The organism is Streptomyces sp. NPDC014733 (genome assembly GCF_043083385.1).
GTDB lineage: Bacteria > Actinomycetota > Actinomycetes > Streptomycetales > Streptomycetaceae > Streptomyces.
Genome location: NZ_JBIBYO010000004.1, coordinates 269,420 through 285,040 on the forward strand (window position 1 = coordinate 269,420; position 15,621 = coordinate 285,040).

Sequence of the window (15,621 nt, forward strand, 5' to 3'; positions counted from 1 at the left end):
TAACAGCCGGGGGCGGGGCGGGTGCGGGATTGCGGGCCGGGGGCGCGGACCGTACGGCCGGTGGGGTCAGGCCCCCGCCAGCGGGGCGCGCGGCGGGCTGGCCAGCGGGGCGGCGAGGGCCGCGAGTTTCTGCTCCAGGCCGTGCAGGTGGAGGAGCGGACCGTCGCCGGCGGCGGGCGGGGCGGGCGCGGGTACCGGGGCGGCGTGGCGGGCGGTCAGGGCCTCGACGGCGGCCTCGACGCGGCGCCAGGCGTCGGCGAGGCGGGCGTCGTGCGCGCCGTCGGGCCGCCCGGCGGGGGCGAGAGCCGCGAGGGCGGCGACGTCGTGGGCGCAGGCGTCCAGCAGGGCGAGGACCTGGCGGGCGCGCGCCTTGCGGTGGCGGAGCGGGTTGAGGGGGTGCACCAGCGGCGCGAGGGAGAGGCGGACCCTGCCGAGGAGGGCCTCCAGCTCACCGGCGCGCCCGGCCGGGTCCGCGTCGCACGCGCCGCCCAGGCGGGCGACGGCCTGGGCGGTGCACCCGTGGACGCAGCGGACGGCGCGCCGGATCCAGGCGTCGGTGGTGGCGTGGGTGGTGACGGGCAGCACCAGGACGACGGCCACGGCGGCGGCGAGGGCACCGACGCCGGTCTCGGTGAACCGCAGTGCGAGGAGCCCGGGGTGCAGGACGCCGAGGAGGCCGTAGAGCAGTCCGGCCATGACGGTCACGAAGAACATCATGGACGTGTACGACAGCGGCGCCGTGTAGAAGAGGCCGAAGACGCAGCCGGCGACGAGGACGGCGGTGGGCACGGGGGCGCCGTGCAGCGGGACGGCGAGGAGGAAGGAGGCGGCGATGCCGGTGACGGTGCCCAGGACCCGGCGGAAGCCGCGGACCAGGGTCTCGCCGCAGGACGCGGTGTTCACGAAGATCCACCAGACGGTGGCGACGGCCCAGTACCAGCGGTCGGCGGAGACGGCCTGACCGGCGGCGAGGGCGGCGGCGCAGGCCACGGTCGCCTGGACGGCCTGCCGGGTGGTGGTGCGGGCCAGTCCGCGGCCGGGCGGCGGCGGGGCGGGCGCGGGGGCCGGCCGCTGCCGGCGTTCGTAGCACCAGGCGCCGAAGCGGACCGCGGCGGCCACGGCGACGGCGACGGTCACCGCGGCGGTGAGCCGCGGCAGCTGGTGCGGCTCGGCGTGCAGGAACTGCGCCATGAAGAACATCATGAACGCGAAGACGCCGAGGGCGTGGCCGCGCGGGCCCCAGCGGCGCGCGTACACCCCGGCGCCGACGACGGCGAGGAAGGCCGCGTCGCGGACGAGGGGATGCCCGTGCAGCCCCGCCGCGAGGGCCAGAACGGGCAGGCCGACGGCGGGCAGCAGCGCGGTCGTACCGGCCTGGCCGCGGACGGTGGGGTCGGCGACGGTGAAGAGCACCAGCAGTGCGGCGAGTCCCCCGGCGATGGCCCCGGTGAGAGTGTGGACGGCCAGGCCCGCGACGGCGGTCGCCAGGCCGATGCCGAGTACGGCCCGGGTCGCGGCGCGCAGCCGCAGCCGCCCCGGGTCCGGGACCCACACCTTCCTCATCAGCAGTGTCATCCTCTTCAGCACCGCTTCCTCTCCGTACGTCTCGGGTGCGCGGGCGCGGCCGGCGGCCGTGCGCGCATGAAAAAGGCGCCGCGGAGTTCCGCAGCGCCATCGACGGAGCCATCTCACCATCCGACCGCCAGGTGGTTCAATAGATGCCGGATTCACTGGGCCATTGGTACAGCCAGAAGGGGAATATTTGGTTCCGGAGGAGGCCAACGGCCGAGCCGGGAAGCCGGGGCGCGCCGCCCCCGGAACGGGCGGCGAACGGGCCCCGCAGGCACCCGGACGGGCACGGCGGCGACACCCCGCACCCCGCCCCGCCGCCGACATCTCCTGAACACGGCCCATCAGGACGCCGCCCCGCCCCGTCCCGCCGCGAACCTCTTCTTTCCGCAGGCCAGTCGCGAAGTGACCGGAATGGGAACACCCGCTCCGGGCAGGAGGGTTGACGGTCCGTTCCACACACCGTGACGATGCTGCGGGCTGCAGAGCGCTCCCCCGCGCCTCATATGTTCACTCCCTGAATCAGGAGGGCTTCATGCCCACTCCCCCCACACCTGACCGGTCCTCCGGCCCCCCGCGCCGCGCCGTGCTGGCGACGATGGCCGCCGCGCTGCCGCTGTCCGGTCTGCCGTCCACCGCCTGCGCCGCCCCACCGCCGGCCGCCCCGCGCGGCCCGGCCGGTCCGCTGCCCGGCGGCGGCGACCTCGGCGAGAACGTCCTCGTCTTCGACCCGGCCACGCCCGGCATCCAGGGCAAGCTCGACGCGGTCTTCCGTCAGCAGGAGAAGGCGCAGTTCGGCACCGGCCGCTACGCGCTCCTGTTCAAGCCGGGCACCTACGACGGGCTCAACGCGCAGCTCGGCTTCTACACCTCGATCGCGGGTCTGGGCCTGTCGCCGGACGACACCACGATCAACGGCGATGTCACCGTCGACGCGGGCTGGTTCGACGGCAACGCCACCCAGAACTTCTGGCGTTCCGCGGAGAACCTCGCGCTGAAGCCGGTGAGCGGCACCAACCGGTGGGCGGTCGCGCAGGCCGCGCCGTTCCGGCGGATGCACGTCAAGGGCGGGCTGAACCTCGCGCCCGACGGGGACGGCTGGGCCAGCGGCGGCTATCTCGCCGACTGCCGTATCGACGGCACCGTCGAACCCCGCTCGCAGCAGCAGTGGTACACCCGCGACAGCGCGCTCGGCGGCTGGCAGGGCGCCGTGTGGAACATGGTGTTCTCCGGCGTCGAGGGCGCCCCGGCGCAGAGCTTCCCCGACCCGCCGTTCACCACGCTCGACCACACCCCGGTCTCCCGCGAGAAGCCGTTCCTGTACCTCGACGGCGAGGCGTACAAGGTGTTCGTCCCCGAGAAGCGGACCGACGCACGCGGCACCAGCTGGGGCAGCGGCACACCCCGGGGCACCTCGCTGCCGCTCGACCGGTTCTACGTGGCGAAGCCGGACACCGACGCGGCGACCCTCAACGCCGCGCTCGACCAGGGGCTCCATCTGCTGCTGACGCCCGGCGTGTACCACCTCGACCGCACCGTCGAGGTCAACCGCCCCGGCACCGTCGTACTGGGCCTGGGCTACGCCACGCTGATACCGCGGAAGGGGGTCACGGCGCTGAAGGTCGCCGACGTCGACGGGGTGCGGCTCGCCGGGTTCCTGCTCGACGCCGGGCCGGACAACTCCCCCGCCCTGCTGGAGGTCGGCCCCGAGGGCGCGTCGAAGGACCATGCGGCGAACCCGACGACGGTGCAGGACGTGTTCGTCCGCGTCGGCGGCGCCGGGCCCGGCAAGGTGACCTGCGCGATCGTGATCAACAGCAACGACACCGTCATCGACCACACCTGGGTGTGGCGCGCCGACCACGGCGAGGGCGTGGGCTGGGACGTCAACCGCGCGGATTACGGCGTACGCGTCAACGGCGACCGGGTGCTGGCGACCGGTCTGTTCGTCGAGCACTTCAACAAGTACGACGTCCACTGGCGCGGCGAGCGGGGCCGCACGATCTTCTTCCAGAACGAGAAGGCGTACGACGCACCGAATCAGGCGGCGGTCCAGGACGGCGACACCAAGGGCTTCGCCGCCTACCTCGTGGACGACAAGGTGACCGAGCACGAGGGCTGGGGCCTGGGCAGTTACTGCTTCTACCAGGTGGACCCGACGATCCGGCAGGACCACGGCTTCGCGGTGCCGAAGGCGCCCGGTGTGAAGCTGCACGGGCTGCTGGTGGTGTCGCTGGGCGGCAAGGGCCAGTACGAGCATGTCGTCAACGGCACCGGCGCGCCGACGTCGGGCGAGACGACGGTGCCGTCCACGGTGGCCTCCTACCCCTGAGCCGGGGCCGGGAGCGCGGCGGGCGGCCCTCCGGACGGGCGGGGTGCGGTGTCTCATCTTCCCGCCGGAGAAGCGCCGACTCCGTTCGGACCGGCTCAGGTTGCTCGGGTTCAGCCTGCGACGGCCGTTCCGCCGCCGCCCGGCGGGTGCCGCGGGCGTTCACGGAGACGCTGCGGTACCGGCCGCCGGTCCAGATGCTCATGCGCTCGCTCACCCGGCCGCACCACGTCGGCGGACGCCCCGCGAGGCGTAGCCCCTACCGCCTCTCCACCCGCCCGAAAGGCCCCCATGTCCCGTACCGCACTGCTGCTGATGGACCTTCAGCTCCGCACTGTCGCCCATGCGCCGGAGGGCTACCTGCCGCATGCCGTGCAGGCGCTCGGTGCGGCGCGTGCCGCCGGTGTCCCGGTGATCCATGTGGTGCTCCGGCTGCGCGACGGTCACACCGACGCGCACCCGCGCAACAAGACCTTCGGCGCCCTGCCGTCCGGCCTCTTCACGCCCGGCGACCCCGATGCGGCGATCCATCCCGACGTCGCCCCTGCCGAAGGGGAGCTGGTCGTCCACAAGAACCGTGTCAGCGCCTTCGCCGGGAACGACCTGCGGCAGCTACTGGCCGTCCAGGACCTCACCCATCTCGTGCTGGCCGGGATCGCCACCGGCGGCGTCGTCCTGTCCACCGCCCTCCAGGCCGCCGACCTCGACCACCGGGTCACGGTCCTCTCCGACGCGTGCGCCGACCCCGACCCGGAGCTGCACGAGACGCTGCTGCGCTCGGTGCTCGCCCGGCGCGGGGAGGTCACCACCGTCGGCGCCTGGGCGCAGCGCCCGGATGCCTGAGGGCGGGCCGGGAGAGCGGCCGTTGCTACAGTCCCCGGGACGGATCCCGCCCCTGGAAAGGCCCTCAAGCATGGCCGTGGACGCCTTGGACGCAAAGATTCTGGGGTTGCTGCTGGAGGCGCCGCGGACCAGTGTGCGGGAGTACGCCCGGCTGCTGGGTGTCGCCCGCGGGACCGTCCAGGCACGGCTGGACCGGCTGGAGCGGGACGGCGTGATCACCGCCTACGCGCCGCGCCTCTCCCCCGCCGCGCTGGACCATCCGATGCTGGCGTTCGTCCACATCGAGGTGGAGCAGGGGCATCTGGAGGAGGTCGCCGACGCGCTGGCGGAGGTGCCGCAGATCATCGAGGCGTTCTCGACGACCGGGGGCGGCGACCTGCTGGCCCGGGTGGTGGCACGGGACGCGGAGCATCTGGAGGACGTCATCCAGCGGCTGATCAGCCAGCCGGGCGTGGTCCGCACCCGCACCGAGGTGGCGCTGCGGGAGCGGGTGCCGCACCGGATGCTGCCGCTGGTCCAGGACGTCGGCGGGACGGAGCGGGGGCGCTGAGCCCGGGCGCCCCCGACCGGACACGCCGGCGGGCCGCACCCGGCGGGCCGCACCCCGGCCCGGCCCCCGTCCCCGGGCCCGGCCGCCGCACCCGGCGCCGGTGGAAACCCGGTTGCCGCCGTCCCGCTCCGGCGGAAGACTTCCGGCATGACCGACCAGGATCCGCACCGCTCCTCCGCCATCGCCACGCTGTTCTCCGGCGGACGGCTCACCGCGATTCCCCGGAAGACCGCGCGCCGCGAGCAGCTGCTCACCCACCTCGCCACGACGCTCTTCGAGACGGACCGCTCGTACAGCGAACGCGAGGTCAACGAGGCGCTGTCGACCGTGCACGACGACTGCTCGGCGCTGCGCCGCTACCTCGTCACCGGCGGACTGCTCTCCCGCACCCGGGACGGCAGCAGCTACCGGCGCGTGACGGACTGACGGAGCTCACTTCCGGGCGCGGCTCGGCTGGACGCGCTTGGGCTCGCCCTTCATCTTCGGGTGCTCGGGCGGGTAGGGCAGATCGCCGAGGCCGTGGTCGCGCTCGTCGCGGGCGGCCAGCTCCAGCGCCTCGTCCAGCCGGAACGCCTCGTCGTCCATGGCGGCGTGCAGATCGCCGCGCTCCGCGAACCGGTCCGGCATGGTGGCGAGGTCGAAGTCCTCGGGGACGGCGTCGGGGACCTCCTCCCAGGTCAGCGGCGCGGAGACCGGGCCTCGGGCGGAGGGGCGCACGGAGTAGGCGCTGGCGATGGTGCGGTCGCGGGCGGTCTGGTTGTAGTCGACGAAGATCTTGGCGCCGCGTTCCTCCTTCCACCAGGCGGTGGTGATGCGGTCGGGGGCACGGCGCTCCAGCTCCCGGGCGACGGCGATGGCCGCGCGCCGTACGTGGGTGAAGTCCCACTCGGGGACGATCGGCACGAAGACGTGCATGCCCCGGCCGCCGGAGGTCTTGGGCCAGCCGGTCAGGCCGAGTCCGGCGAGGACGTCGCGGAGTTCGAGGGCGGCGCGGACCGCGTCGGCGTAGTCGGTGCCGGGCTGCGGGTCGAGGTCGATGCGGAGCTCGTCGGGGTGTTCGGTGTCGGCGCGCCGCACCGGCCAGGGGTGGAAGGTGAGGCAGCCGAGGTTGGCGGCCCACAGGACGGCGGCGGGTTCGGTCGGGCAGATCTCGTCGGCGTAGCGGCCGCTGGGGAAGGCGATGCGGCCGGTGGGGATCCAGTCGGGGAGGTTCTTCGGGGCGCGTTTCTGGAAGAAGGACTCGCCGGTCACGCCGTCCGGGTGGCGTTGCAGGGTGGTCGGGCGGTCGCGCAGGGCGCGCAGGATGCCGTCGGAGACGGCGAGGTAGTAGCGGGCGACATCGCCCTTGGTGAAGCCGCGCTCGGGGAAGTAGACCTTGTCCGGGTGGGTCACCCGGACCGTCCGTCCGCCCGCCGTCAGCTCCAGTGCGTCTGCCATGGGGCCACGCTAAGGGCGCCGTGGCGGGGCCGCCCGGCGGGCGGCCGGCGGCCCGTCGCCGGAGAATCCGGTGTATGGACCTTCCGGTGATGCCGCCCGTGAAACCGATGCTCGCCAAGAGCGCCGCGACCATCCCGCCGGGCCTCCTCTACGAGGCGAAGTGGGACGGCTTCCGGGCGATCGTCTTCCGTGACGGTGCCGAGATCGAGCTGGGCAGCCGCTCCGGCAAGCCGCTGACCCGCTACTTCCCGGAGGTCGTCGAGGCGCTGCGGGCGCAGGTGCCGCGGCGGTGTGTGCTGGACGGGGAGATCGTCATCGCGCGCGAGGGACGGCTGGACTTCGACGCGCTGCTGGAGCGGATCCACCCCGCGGACTCCCGGGTACGTCACCTCGCCGAGGTGACCCCGGCGAGCTTCGTCGCGTTCGACGTGCTGGCGCTCGGCGACACCTCGCTGATGCCCGAACCGCAACAGGCGCGGCGGACCGCGCTGGTGGCGGCGTTGCGGGACGCGGCGGCGCCGGTCTTCACGGCGCCCGCGACCGACGACACGGAGCGGGCGCGGGAGTGGTTCGAACGGTTCGAGGGCGCCGGTCTCGACGGCATCGTCGCCAAGCCGCCGCGGTCGCCGTACCGGCCCGGTGAACGGGTGATGACCAAGGTCAAGCACGAGCGGACCGCGGACTGCGTGGTGGCCGGGGTGCGGCACCACAAGAGCGGCCCGGTGGTCGGCTCGCTGCTGCTGGGTCTGTACGACGGTGCCGGGCGGCTCCAGCACGTCGGGGTGTGCGCGTCGTTCCCGATGCGGCGGCGCCAGGAGCTGATGGCGGAGCTGGAGCCGCTGCTGATGGAGTCGGTGGCCGGGCATCCGTGGGAGGCGTGGACCAGCGAGGAGGCGCAGGCGTCCGGGCGGCTGCCGGGCGGCCCGAGCCGGTGGACCGGCTCCAAGGATCTGTCGTGGCTGCCGCTGCGCCCCGAACGGGTCCTGGAGGTGGCCTACGACCACATGCAGGGCGACCGCTTCCGGCACACCGCGCAGTTCCGCCGCTGGCGCCCGGACCGCGCACCGGAGAGCTGCACCTACACGCAGTTGGCGGAACCGGTGCGGTACGACCTCGGGGAGGTGCTGGGGGAGACGCCCCGCGCCTGAGCGCGCGATCCCGCTTTGGTCCAGACCTCTTGACGAGAGGTCTGGACCAACTTAGTTTGTTGGCCGCTGCGCAGCCGCACATGCCGCCCGGACCGCACCGCCGGTCCGCCACCGCGGGCCACCGCTCGCACGGACGAGGAGCCGCCATGTCCGGTCGTCGCACATCACGCCTGCTGGGGGCCGGTCTGGCGCTGGCCGTCGCCGCCCCGCTGCTGGCCGCCGCCGCACCCGCCACCCCTTCCGCCGCGTCCGCCCCCTCCGCACCCCGGGCCGCCGCCGACTGCGGGGTGAAGTCCAAGCCCGCCGGGAAGGTCGTCCAGGGCTACTGGGAGAACTGGGACGGTGCGGCCAACGGCGTGCACCCGCCGCTCGGCTGGATCCCGATCACCGACTCCCGGATCGCCGCACACGGCTACAACGTCCTCAACGCCGCCTTCCCCGTGGTCCTCTCGGACGGCACCGCGCAGTGGGAGGACGGGATGGACGCGACGGTGAAGGTGCCGACGCCGGAGGAGATGTGCCAGGCGAAGGCCGACGGCATGACGGTCCTGATGTCGATCGGCGGGGCCACCGCGGGCATCGACCTCAGCTCGCAGGCGGTCGCCGACAAGTTCGTCGACACCGTCGTCCCGATCCTGCAGAAGTACCACTTCGACGGGATCGACATCGACATCGAGACGGGCCTGTCGGGCAGCGGCGACATCAACAAGCTCTCGCCCTCGCAGGCCAACCTGATCCGCATCATCGACGGCATCCTCGCCAAGATGCCCGACGGCTTCGGCCTGACCATGGCACCGGAGACCGCCTACGTCACCGGCGGCAGCGTCACCTACGGCTCGATCTGGGGCGCGTATCTGCCGATCGTGAAGAAGTACGCGGACAACGGCCGGCTGTGGTGGCTGAACATGCAGTACTACAACGGCAGCATGTACGGCTGCTCCGGCGACTCGTACGAGGCGGGCACCGTCGAGGGCTTCACGGCGCAGACCGACTGCCTGGACAAGGGGCTGGTGGTGCAGGGCACGACGATCAAGGTGCCCTACGACAAGCAGGTCCCGGGGCTGCCGGCCCAACCGGGCGCCGGTGGTGGCTACATGGCACCCGGTCAGGTGTCCCAGGCCTGGCAGCACTACGACAACGGCCTCAAGGGCCTGATGACCTGGTCGGTCAACTGGGACGGCTCCAAGGGCTGGACCTTCGGCGACAACGCCAGGTCACTCCAGGGGCGCTGAGCCGGGATCCGGCCGACGGAACATCGTTCAGGCGGTCGGCTTCTTGGCCGCCCAGGCGGTCACGTTGAGCTTGTGGTTGTCGACGGCGTCGTCGAGGGATATGACGCTGTGGGAGTTGCTGCCGGTCGGGGAGGCCTGAAGGTACTTGGCCTTCGCGGCGTTCGCACCGCTGTGGGTCCACTCGATGTTGGCGTAGGCGGCCTTGCCCGGCTTGAGGGTCACCTCGTGGACACCCGGGTTCTTGGCGTAGTAGGTGTCGCCGTGGTGCACGACGGTGTTGATCGCCGTGTGGCCCTTGCCCTCCAGGGCGAGGCCAGGGTAGCCCTGGAAGGTGCAGGTGCTCTTCCCGGTGTTCTTGGCCACCAGGTAGAAGCCCGCGTGCATCATCCCGGCGGAGCCCTCGGGCAGCGGCGCCTGGGAGACCTTGAGGGTGCCCGGGGCGCAGGCGGCGGTGGCGGTCGCGCCGGCCGGGGACGCCGAGGCGACACCCGCGCCCGTGACGGCAGCCACGGCGACGGCGGCCGAGGCGAAGGCCGCGATACGCAGACCACGCATGTACATCATCTCCTGTTGTTTCGGGGGTTGTTCCGGGGAGACGGGCGGGGCGGGTGGTGACTTCCGGTGAACCGGCGACCCCGCGCGGCTGCCCCGCAGCGTGAGTCTGCCGGTGCTTTCTAAAGATCGGCTAACACTCCGCTAACGCCGCCGCGTTATCCGAAGTCGGCCGCCAACGCGAAGGGCCCGCACGCGACTTGACGTCACGGGCGGGCCCTGGCTCCGTCCGGTCACCCGCCCCGGACGGCGCCCGCTACTTCTTGAAGCCGTAGTCCATCAGCTTCTTGGCGTCCGCCGTGCGGTTGGCGACCGACGAGGACGTCAGGACGGTGCCGACGACGGTCTTGCCCCCGCGGGTGGCGGCGAAGACGAGGCAGTACTTGGCCTGCGGACCCGAGCCGGTCTTGACACCGATGGCGCCCGAGTAGCTGCTCAGCAGGTTGTTGGTGTTCTGCCACGACATGTAGCGGTAGCCACCGCTCTTGGTGGTCACCGTCTGCTTCGTCGCCTTGGTCTTCACGACCGTACGGAACGTGGAGTACTTCAGCGCACTGCTCGCCAGCTTCGACAGATCGCGGGGCGTCGAGTAGTTGGCGCCGTTGCTTATGCCGTCGAACGAGTCGAAGTGCGTGTTCTTCATGCCCAGGCTCTTGGCCGTGGCATTCATCTTGCCGATGAACGACTTCACCCGGGCGGCCCGGGTGGAGCCGCTGCCGAACTTGTCGGCGAGGGCATACGCCGCGTCACAGCCGGACGGCAGCAGCAGGCCGTACAGCAGCTGGCGGACGGTGACCTTGTCGCCCACGATCAGGCGGGCCGAGGAGGCGCTGTTGCGGACGATGTAGTCGCTGTACGCCTTCTGGATCGTGACCTTGGAGTTGAGGTTCAGGCCCTTCTGGGCCAGCACCACCCGGGCAGTCATGATCTTGGTGGTGGAACCGGTGGAGCGACGGGTGTCGGCGGCCTTGGTGTAGAGCGCCTTGCCCGTGGCGTTGTTCATCACGAAGCCGCCCTTGGCGACGATCGACGGCGCCTTGGGGGCGGCCGCCTGCGCCGGTGCGGCGAACACACCGGCGGACAGGACGGCACCGGCGGTCACGACTGCCGCACCGGACCGCCGCATACCATTGATACCAATTTTCAAGGTTTTGTACTCCAAATACCCTTGCTGTGCGGCCACATGGGAGGACCGCTCACTCACAGGACATGCGACGCGACTGTATGGATGCATGTCCTGACGCATTTTTTACCATCCGTGAATTCCCGGGGCGCACGGAAGAGGGGCGGAATTCCCCGGCACGGACACCGGAAAGGAACCTGGAGTCCGTTATGCGGGGAAAGTGACCACGGGCTTGACGACCGCACCGTGGTGGGCCGCATCGATCGCCTCGTTGATCTTCTCGACCGGGAAGGCGGTGATCAGCCGGTCGAAGGGAAAACGCCCTTCGCGGTGGAGCGCGATCATCCGCGGAATGAATTCGTGCGCGTCCGCATCGCCCTCGACCACGCCGACCAGGGAGCGTCCGAACAGCAGGTGTCCCTGGTCGATGGTGAGTTCGTTGTCCACCCCCTGGAAGCCGACGGTGGCGCAGACGCCCGGCGAGGCCAGGCACTCCAGGGCCTGGCGCAGCGTGCCGGCCAGCCCGATGCACTCGACGGAGTGGTCCGCCCCGCCGCCGGTGAGCCGCACGATCTCCGCGGCGGCGTCGGCCGCGGCGGGGTCGAGGGCGTGGGTGGCGCCCAGCTCCAGGGCGAGGGCGCGCCGTTCGGGGCGGGGCTCGACGGCGACGATCGTGGTGCATCCGGCGACCTTCGCGGCCATCACCGCGGAGAGGCCGACGGAGCCGGCGCCGAACACCGCGAGGGAGCTGCCGGGTGCCGGATCGAGGCTGTTCAGGACCGCGCCCGCGCCGGTCTGCACCCCGCAGCCCAGTGGGGCCAGCAGCTCCAGTGGCAGGTCGTCGTCGACCCGGACGAGGTTGCGTGGCGAGGTGACGATCTGCCCGGAGAAGGACGACTGCCCGAAGAAGTGGCCCCGGAGGGGGGTGCCCTGGGACCTGTAGGCGGTGGTGCCGTCGCCGCGGGCGCCGCTGAAGTTCAGCTCCATCAGCTTGCGGCAGTGGACGTACAGCCCGGCCTCGCAGCGGACGCACTCCCCGCAGTAGGCGTAGCTGAGGACGACGCGGTCGCCGACCGTCACGCCCGTGACGTCCGGGCCGACCTCCTCGACCACGCCCGCGCCCTCGTGCCCGAGGACGTACGGCAGCTGCCCCTCCTCGGCGGTGGCCATCACGCCCAGGTCGGTGTGGCAGATGCCGGAGGCGACGATCTTCACCCGCACCTCGTCCGCCCGGGGCGGCGCCACGTCGATGGTCTCGACGGAGAGCGGCGCACCGGTGGCGCGCAGGACGGCAGCGGTGGACTGGGGCATCGGGCAGCTCCTCTGATCGGGCAGTCGGGGACGGCCGGGGAGGGCGCACGCGGAGTGCGGGGCGGGTGACGCCGCCCGGAGCGCGGAGAGGGGATGGTGCGCGGAAGCGCGCCCGCACGCGCGGGCGGCGTGGACACCGTGCACCCACCGGCCGTCACCATGAGTAACACATCAACTCCTGCCGATCCAGGTGGTGTTCGGCCGACAGGACACTGCGGGGGGCCGATTCCGTACGCCGGATCCGCCCGCGCCGCGCCGGCGGCCGGTCCGCGCGCCCCCGGTCCGCCCCGCGCGCCCCCGGCCACCGGCTCTGTGCGGCGGAAGGACCGCATGCCATGCTGAGGCATCCGCAGGTCAGGGCAGAGGTGGGGAGAGTTCATCAGCGTGAGCGCAGGTATACGGCGGGGCGCAACCGGCGTCTGGGACCGCTTCGCGGCATCCGACCCCGGGTTGCTGCGGCTGATGGCGGGGCTGCGCACGGTCGCGGCCATCGCGCTGACCCTGGCGGTGCTGACGGTGCTCGGCACCGACATGACGCACACCGTCGCGGGGGCGATGACCGCGATGGTCGCCACCTTCGCCATCAAGGAGAAGCAGGTCCGCGACCAGGCGGTGACGCTGGCGCTGGGGCTGCCCGTGGCGCTGGCGGCGGTGGCGCTCAGCACGCTGCTCAACTCCCGCATCGTCACGGGTGACGCCTTCTTCATCCTGCTGATCTTCGCCGCGGTCTACTGCCGCCGTTTCGGCGACCGCGGCACCGCGCTGGGGCTCATCGGCTTCCAGATCTACTTCGTCTCGCTCTTCGTCGGCGCGTCCGTGGACGGGCTGCCGATGCTCTGTCTGACGCTGGTACTCGCCTTCGCGTGCAGCGCGGTCGTGCGGTTCGCCGTCGTACCGGAGACGCCGCAGCGCATCCTGCGGCGGCTGCGGGACGCGTTCCGGGCGCGGCTGGCGCAGCTGGTGGCCAGTCAGCTGGAGCTGCTGGACGCCGGGCCGGAGGAGCTGGACGGGGTCGTCGCCGATCTGCGCGAGCGCACCGCCCGGCTGCACGAGGCCGCCCTGATGATCCAGGACCGGCTGGAGGAGGGCACCCGGGACACCGCGTCCGCGGCGCTGCTGGAGCGGCGTATCGCGGACGCCGAGATCGCCACCGAGCGGCTGGGGGTTCTGCTGCTCAACGCGCGCAGCGCGGAGCGCGCCAACACCCTGACGCTGCATCTGCCGGATGCGACGGTGGCGACGTCGGGCCCGAACCTCATCGCCGCGGACGACAAGGTCACCGCCACCCTCCGCCGCGACCTCCACGCCCTGCACCACCTCGTCTCGCACCCGACCACCGCCGACCGGGGCACCGCCGTTGCGCATGTCCGCAACCGTCTGCTGGGCTACCGCGACGAGGAGAAGCTGCCGCGCGCCTCGACCGCGGTCCAGGACGTCTTCCGCGGTCTCGGTGAGGTCGCCCGCGCCGTGCTGGGTCTGCGGCTGGCGCTCGACGGGCCGCAGGACGAGTCCAACGACTCCCCTGCGACCACCCGCTCCCGGGAGGAGTTCGACGCGGAGGACGTGGCGCTCGCGGGTGCCGAGGAGGAGCCGGAGGAGGACCGTACGGGTCTGCAGCGGCCCACCACCCGCGCCGCGTGCCAGGTGGCGGTCGGCTCGGTGCTGGCGATGGTCGGCGGGGAGTTCCTCTCCTCCCAGCGCTGGTACTGGGCGGTCCTCACCTGCTGGGTGGTCTTCCTCAACACCGCCTCCACCGGCGAGATCCTGGTGAAGGGCTACCGCCGGGTGGTCGGCACGGTCCTCGGGGTGATCGCCGGTGTGGCGCTGGCCGGTCTGGTCGGCGGCCACACCTGGATCGCGTTCGCGCTGTTGCTGCTCTTCATCTTCGCGATGTTCTTCACCGCTCCCCTGTCGTACGCGCTGATGTCGTTCTTCGTCACGGCGATGCTGGGGATGCTCTACACCTTGCTGCACACCTACAGCCTCGACGTGCTGGTGCTGCGGATCGAGGAGACGGCGCTGGGGGCGGTCTGCGGGATCATCGCCGCGATGGTGGTGCTGCCGGTGCACACCGACAGCCGCACCGACGAGCTGCTGGGTACCGTCCTGGACCGGCTCGGCGACGTGGTGTCGGCGGCGGTGGAACAGCTCTGCGGCGGCCCCGCCTCGGATCTGCTGGGCCGGGCGCGGGATCTGGACACCGCGCTGGACGACCTGCGGGCGTCCACCAAGCCGCTGACCCATCCGATCACCCCGCTGCGCGGGCGGCGCCGTACCGCGCGCTATCTGGTGGCGCTGCTGGAGACCTCCGCGTTCCACGCCCGGTCGCTGGCGGCCACCGCCGAGCTGGTGCCGGACAGCCGGAACGTCGCCGCCGACCCGCGGCTGGGCCGCGCCGGGCAGCGGATCGCCCGCAACATCGAGGTGGTCGCCGCCCATGTCCGCGACGAGCCGACCGGGGCCAAGGTCGGCGCCGGCGCCAGCATCGCCGCGATCCTGAAGGAGGAGGGCAGCCGCACCCCGCCGACCGGTTCGGTCGCCTCCCGCGTGCTGCGCCACCTCCAGCGCGTCGACGAGGGTGTGGTGGGTCTGGCCCGTCCTCTGGGCGTGCCGGTGGACGACGGCACGGAGCCGCAGCCGGCCGGCCTGCGGGAGTGAGGCGCGTACGGGGAAGGGAGGCGGGGCGGGTCCGGTGGGCCCGCCCCGCTTCCCGTTTCCGTACGGCTAGGACCGGCGGCGGGGCGCCCCGCGGCGGGCGCTCTTCGCGCCGCCGGGGCGGGCGGGGCGGCCCTTGGCGGTGCCGCGGCCCCGGCCGGCGGTGCCGGTCTTCTTCGCGGCGCCGTCCTGGCCCTTGCCGCCGTCCTTGCGGCGGCCGGTGGACGTACGGTCCTCGGCGGCGCGGGCGGCGGGACGGCCGCGGGTGCTGTTGACGGTGCGGCCGCGGACGATGCCGATCATGTCCTCGACCAGCTCGGCCGGGTCGTCCTTGGGCCAGGACAGGCCGACGCCGGAGACCGGGGCATCGGTCAGCGGCCGGTAGGTGAGGTCGCGGCGGTGGTGGAGGCGGGCCAGCGACTGCGGGACGGCGAGCAGCCCGATCCCGGCGGCGACCAGCTCGATCGCGTCGGCGGTGGTCTCCGGGCGGGTGAACGCCTCCTCGCCGGGTGGCGTCTGCCAGCCGAGGGTGTCGTCGAGGGGGTGCAGCACGGTCTCCTCGGCGAGATCGGCCGTGGTGACCTCCTCGGCGGCGGTGAGCAGATGGTCCTTGGGGACCACGACGACGGTCGTCTCGGTGTAGAGCGGGATGGCGTGGAGATCGTCGCCGTCGACGGGCAGCCGGACGAAGCCCGCCTCCGCCTCACGGGCGCGCAGCGTCGCCTGCGCGTCGGCGGCGGGCACCGGTACGAGGGTGAGCGGGACATCCGGCAGCCGTTCCTGCCAGATCCGCACCCATTTACCGGGGGTCACGCCGGGGACGTACACGAGGCGGAACGACGGGGATACTTCCGAGCCTGTCACGCCGCAAG

Annotated in this window: 13 protein-coding genes; 7 read left to right on the forward strand and 6 right to left on the reverse strand. The window is 72.6% G+C overall.

The window, feature by feature from the left end; translation table 11 throughout:
• Positions 1 to 66: 66 nt before the first annotated feature.
• Positions 67 to 1,563: an FUSC family protein gene (locus ACF1BH_RS12390; RefSeq protein WP_391642405.1), complete on the reverse strand. Its 1,497-nt coding sequence runs from the start codon at positions 1,561 to 1,563 to the stop codon at positions 67 to 69.
• Positions 1,564 to 2,104: 541 nt separating this feature from the next.
• On the opposite strand from ACF1BH_RS12390, the gene ACF1BH_RS12395 reads away from it, so the two are divergent.
• From ACF1BH_RS12395 to ACF1BH_RS12410, 4 genes are all read left to right on the forward strand, one after another.
• Complete coding sequence (locus ACF1BH_RS12395; RefSeq protein ID WP_391642406.1) at positions 2,105 to 3,901, forward strand: coagulation factor 5/8 type domain-containing protein; 1,797 nt, start codon at positions 2,105 to 2,107, stop codon at positions 3,899 to 3,901.
• Between the two features lie 288 nt (positions 3,902 to 4,189).
• Positions 4,190 to 4,741, forward strand: a complete 552-nt coding sequence (locus tag ACF1BH_RS12400) for a cysteine hydrolase family protein (RefSeq protein WP_391642407.1) — start codon at positions 4,190 to 4,192, stop codon at positions 4,739 to 4,741.
• 70 nt (positions 4,742 to 4,811) lie between these two features.
• Complete coding sequence (locus ACF1BH_RS12405) at positions 4,812 to 5,291, forward strand: Lrp/AsnC family transcriptional regulator (RefSeq protein ID WP_391642408.1); 480 nt, start codon at positions 4,812 to 4,814, stop codon at positions 5,289 to 5,291.
• Positions 5,292 to 5,438: 147 nt separating this feature from the next.
• A complete protein-coding gene (locus tag ACF1BH_RS12410) occupies positions 5,439 to 5,717 on the forward strand; it encodes a DUF2087 domain-containing protein (protein WP_391642409.1) in 279 nt (92 codons plus the stop codon).
• Positions 5,718 to 5,723: 6 nt separating this feature from the next.
• Here the strand turns inward: ACF1BH_RS12410 and ligD are convergent, their stop codons facing one another.
• Complete coding sequence (gene ligD / locus ACF1BH_RS12415; protein ID WP_391642410.1) at positions 5,724 to 6,728, reverse strand: non-homologous end-joining DNA ligase; 1,005 nt, start codon at positions 6,726 to 6,728, stop codon at positions 5,724 to 5,726.
• A 74-nt stretch (positions 6,729 to 6,802) separates the two neighbouring features.
• Between ligD and ACF1BH_RS12420 the strand changes: the two genes are divergently transcribed.
• A complete protein-coding gene (locus ACF1BH_RS12420; protein ID WP_391642411.1) occupies positions 6,803 to 7,876 on the forward strand; it encodes an ATP-dependent DNA ligase in 1,074 nt (357 codons plus the stop codon).
• A 146-nt stretch (positions 7,877 to 8,022) separates the two neighbouring features.
• Positions 8,023 to 9,108 (forward strand): chitinase, encoded by a 1,086-nt coding sequence (locus ACF1BH_RS12425; protein WP_391642412.1) that lies wholly within the window; start codon positions 8,023 to 8,025, stop codon positions 9,106 to 9,108.
• Positions 9,109 to 9,135: 27 nt separating this feature from the next.
• Here the strand turns inward: ACF1BH_RS12425 and ACF1BH_RS12430 are convergent, their stop codons facing one another.
• From ACF1BH_RS12430 to ACF1BH_RS12440, 3 genes are all read right to left on the reverse strand, one after another.
• The gene (locus ACF1BH_RS12430) at positions 9,136 to 9,663 is read right to left on the reverse strand and encodes a DUF4232 domain-containing protein (protein ID WP_391642413.1); all 528 of its coding nucleotides are present in this window, start codon (positions 9,661 to 9,663) and stop codon (positions 9,136 to 9,138) included.
• A 253-nt stretch (positions 9,664 to 9,916) separates the two neighbouring features.
• The gene (locus ACF1BH_RS12435; protein ID WP_391642414.1) at positions 9,917 to 10,786 is read right to left on the reverse strand and encodes a D-alanyl-D-alanine carboxypeptidase family protein; all 870 of its coding nucleotides are present in this window, start codon (positions 10,784 to 10,786) and stop codon (positions 9,917 to 9,919) included.
• Between the two features lie 204 nt (positions 10,787 to 10,990).
• Positions 10,991 to 12,094 carry an NAD(P)-dependent alcohol dehydrogenase gene (locus ACF1BH_RS12440; RefSeq protein WP_391642415.1) on the reverse strand — a complete coding sequence of 368 codons (1,104 nt, stop codon included), beginning with the start codon at positions 12,092 to 12,094 and terminating at the stop codon, positions 10,991 to 10,993.
• A gap of 462 nt (positions 12,095 to 12,556) precedes the next feature.
• Here ACF1BH_RS12440 and ACF1BH_RS12445 point away from each other — a divergent pair, with 462 nt between their 5' ends.
• A complete protein-coding gene (locus ACF1BH_RS12445; protein ID WP_391642657.1) occupies positions 12,557 to 14,752 on the forward strand; it encodes an FUSC family protein in 2,196 nt (731 codons plus the stop codon).
• Positions 14,753 to 14,818: 66 nt separating this feature from the next.
• Here ACF1BH_RS12445 and ACF1BH_RS12450 read toward each other — a convergent pair whose 3' ends face one another.
• On the reverse strand, positions 14,819 to 15,613 hold the full coding sequence (locus ACF1BH_RS12450) for a LysR family substrate-binding domain-containing protein (protein ID WP_391642416.1): 795 nt from the start codon (positions 15,611 to 15,613) through the stop codon (positions 14,819 to 14,821).
• Between the last annotated feature and the right edge of the window lie 8 nt (positions 15,614 to 15,621).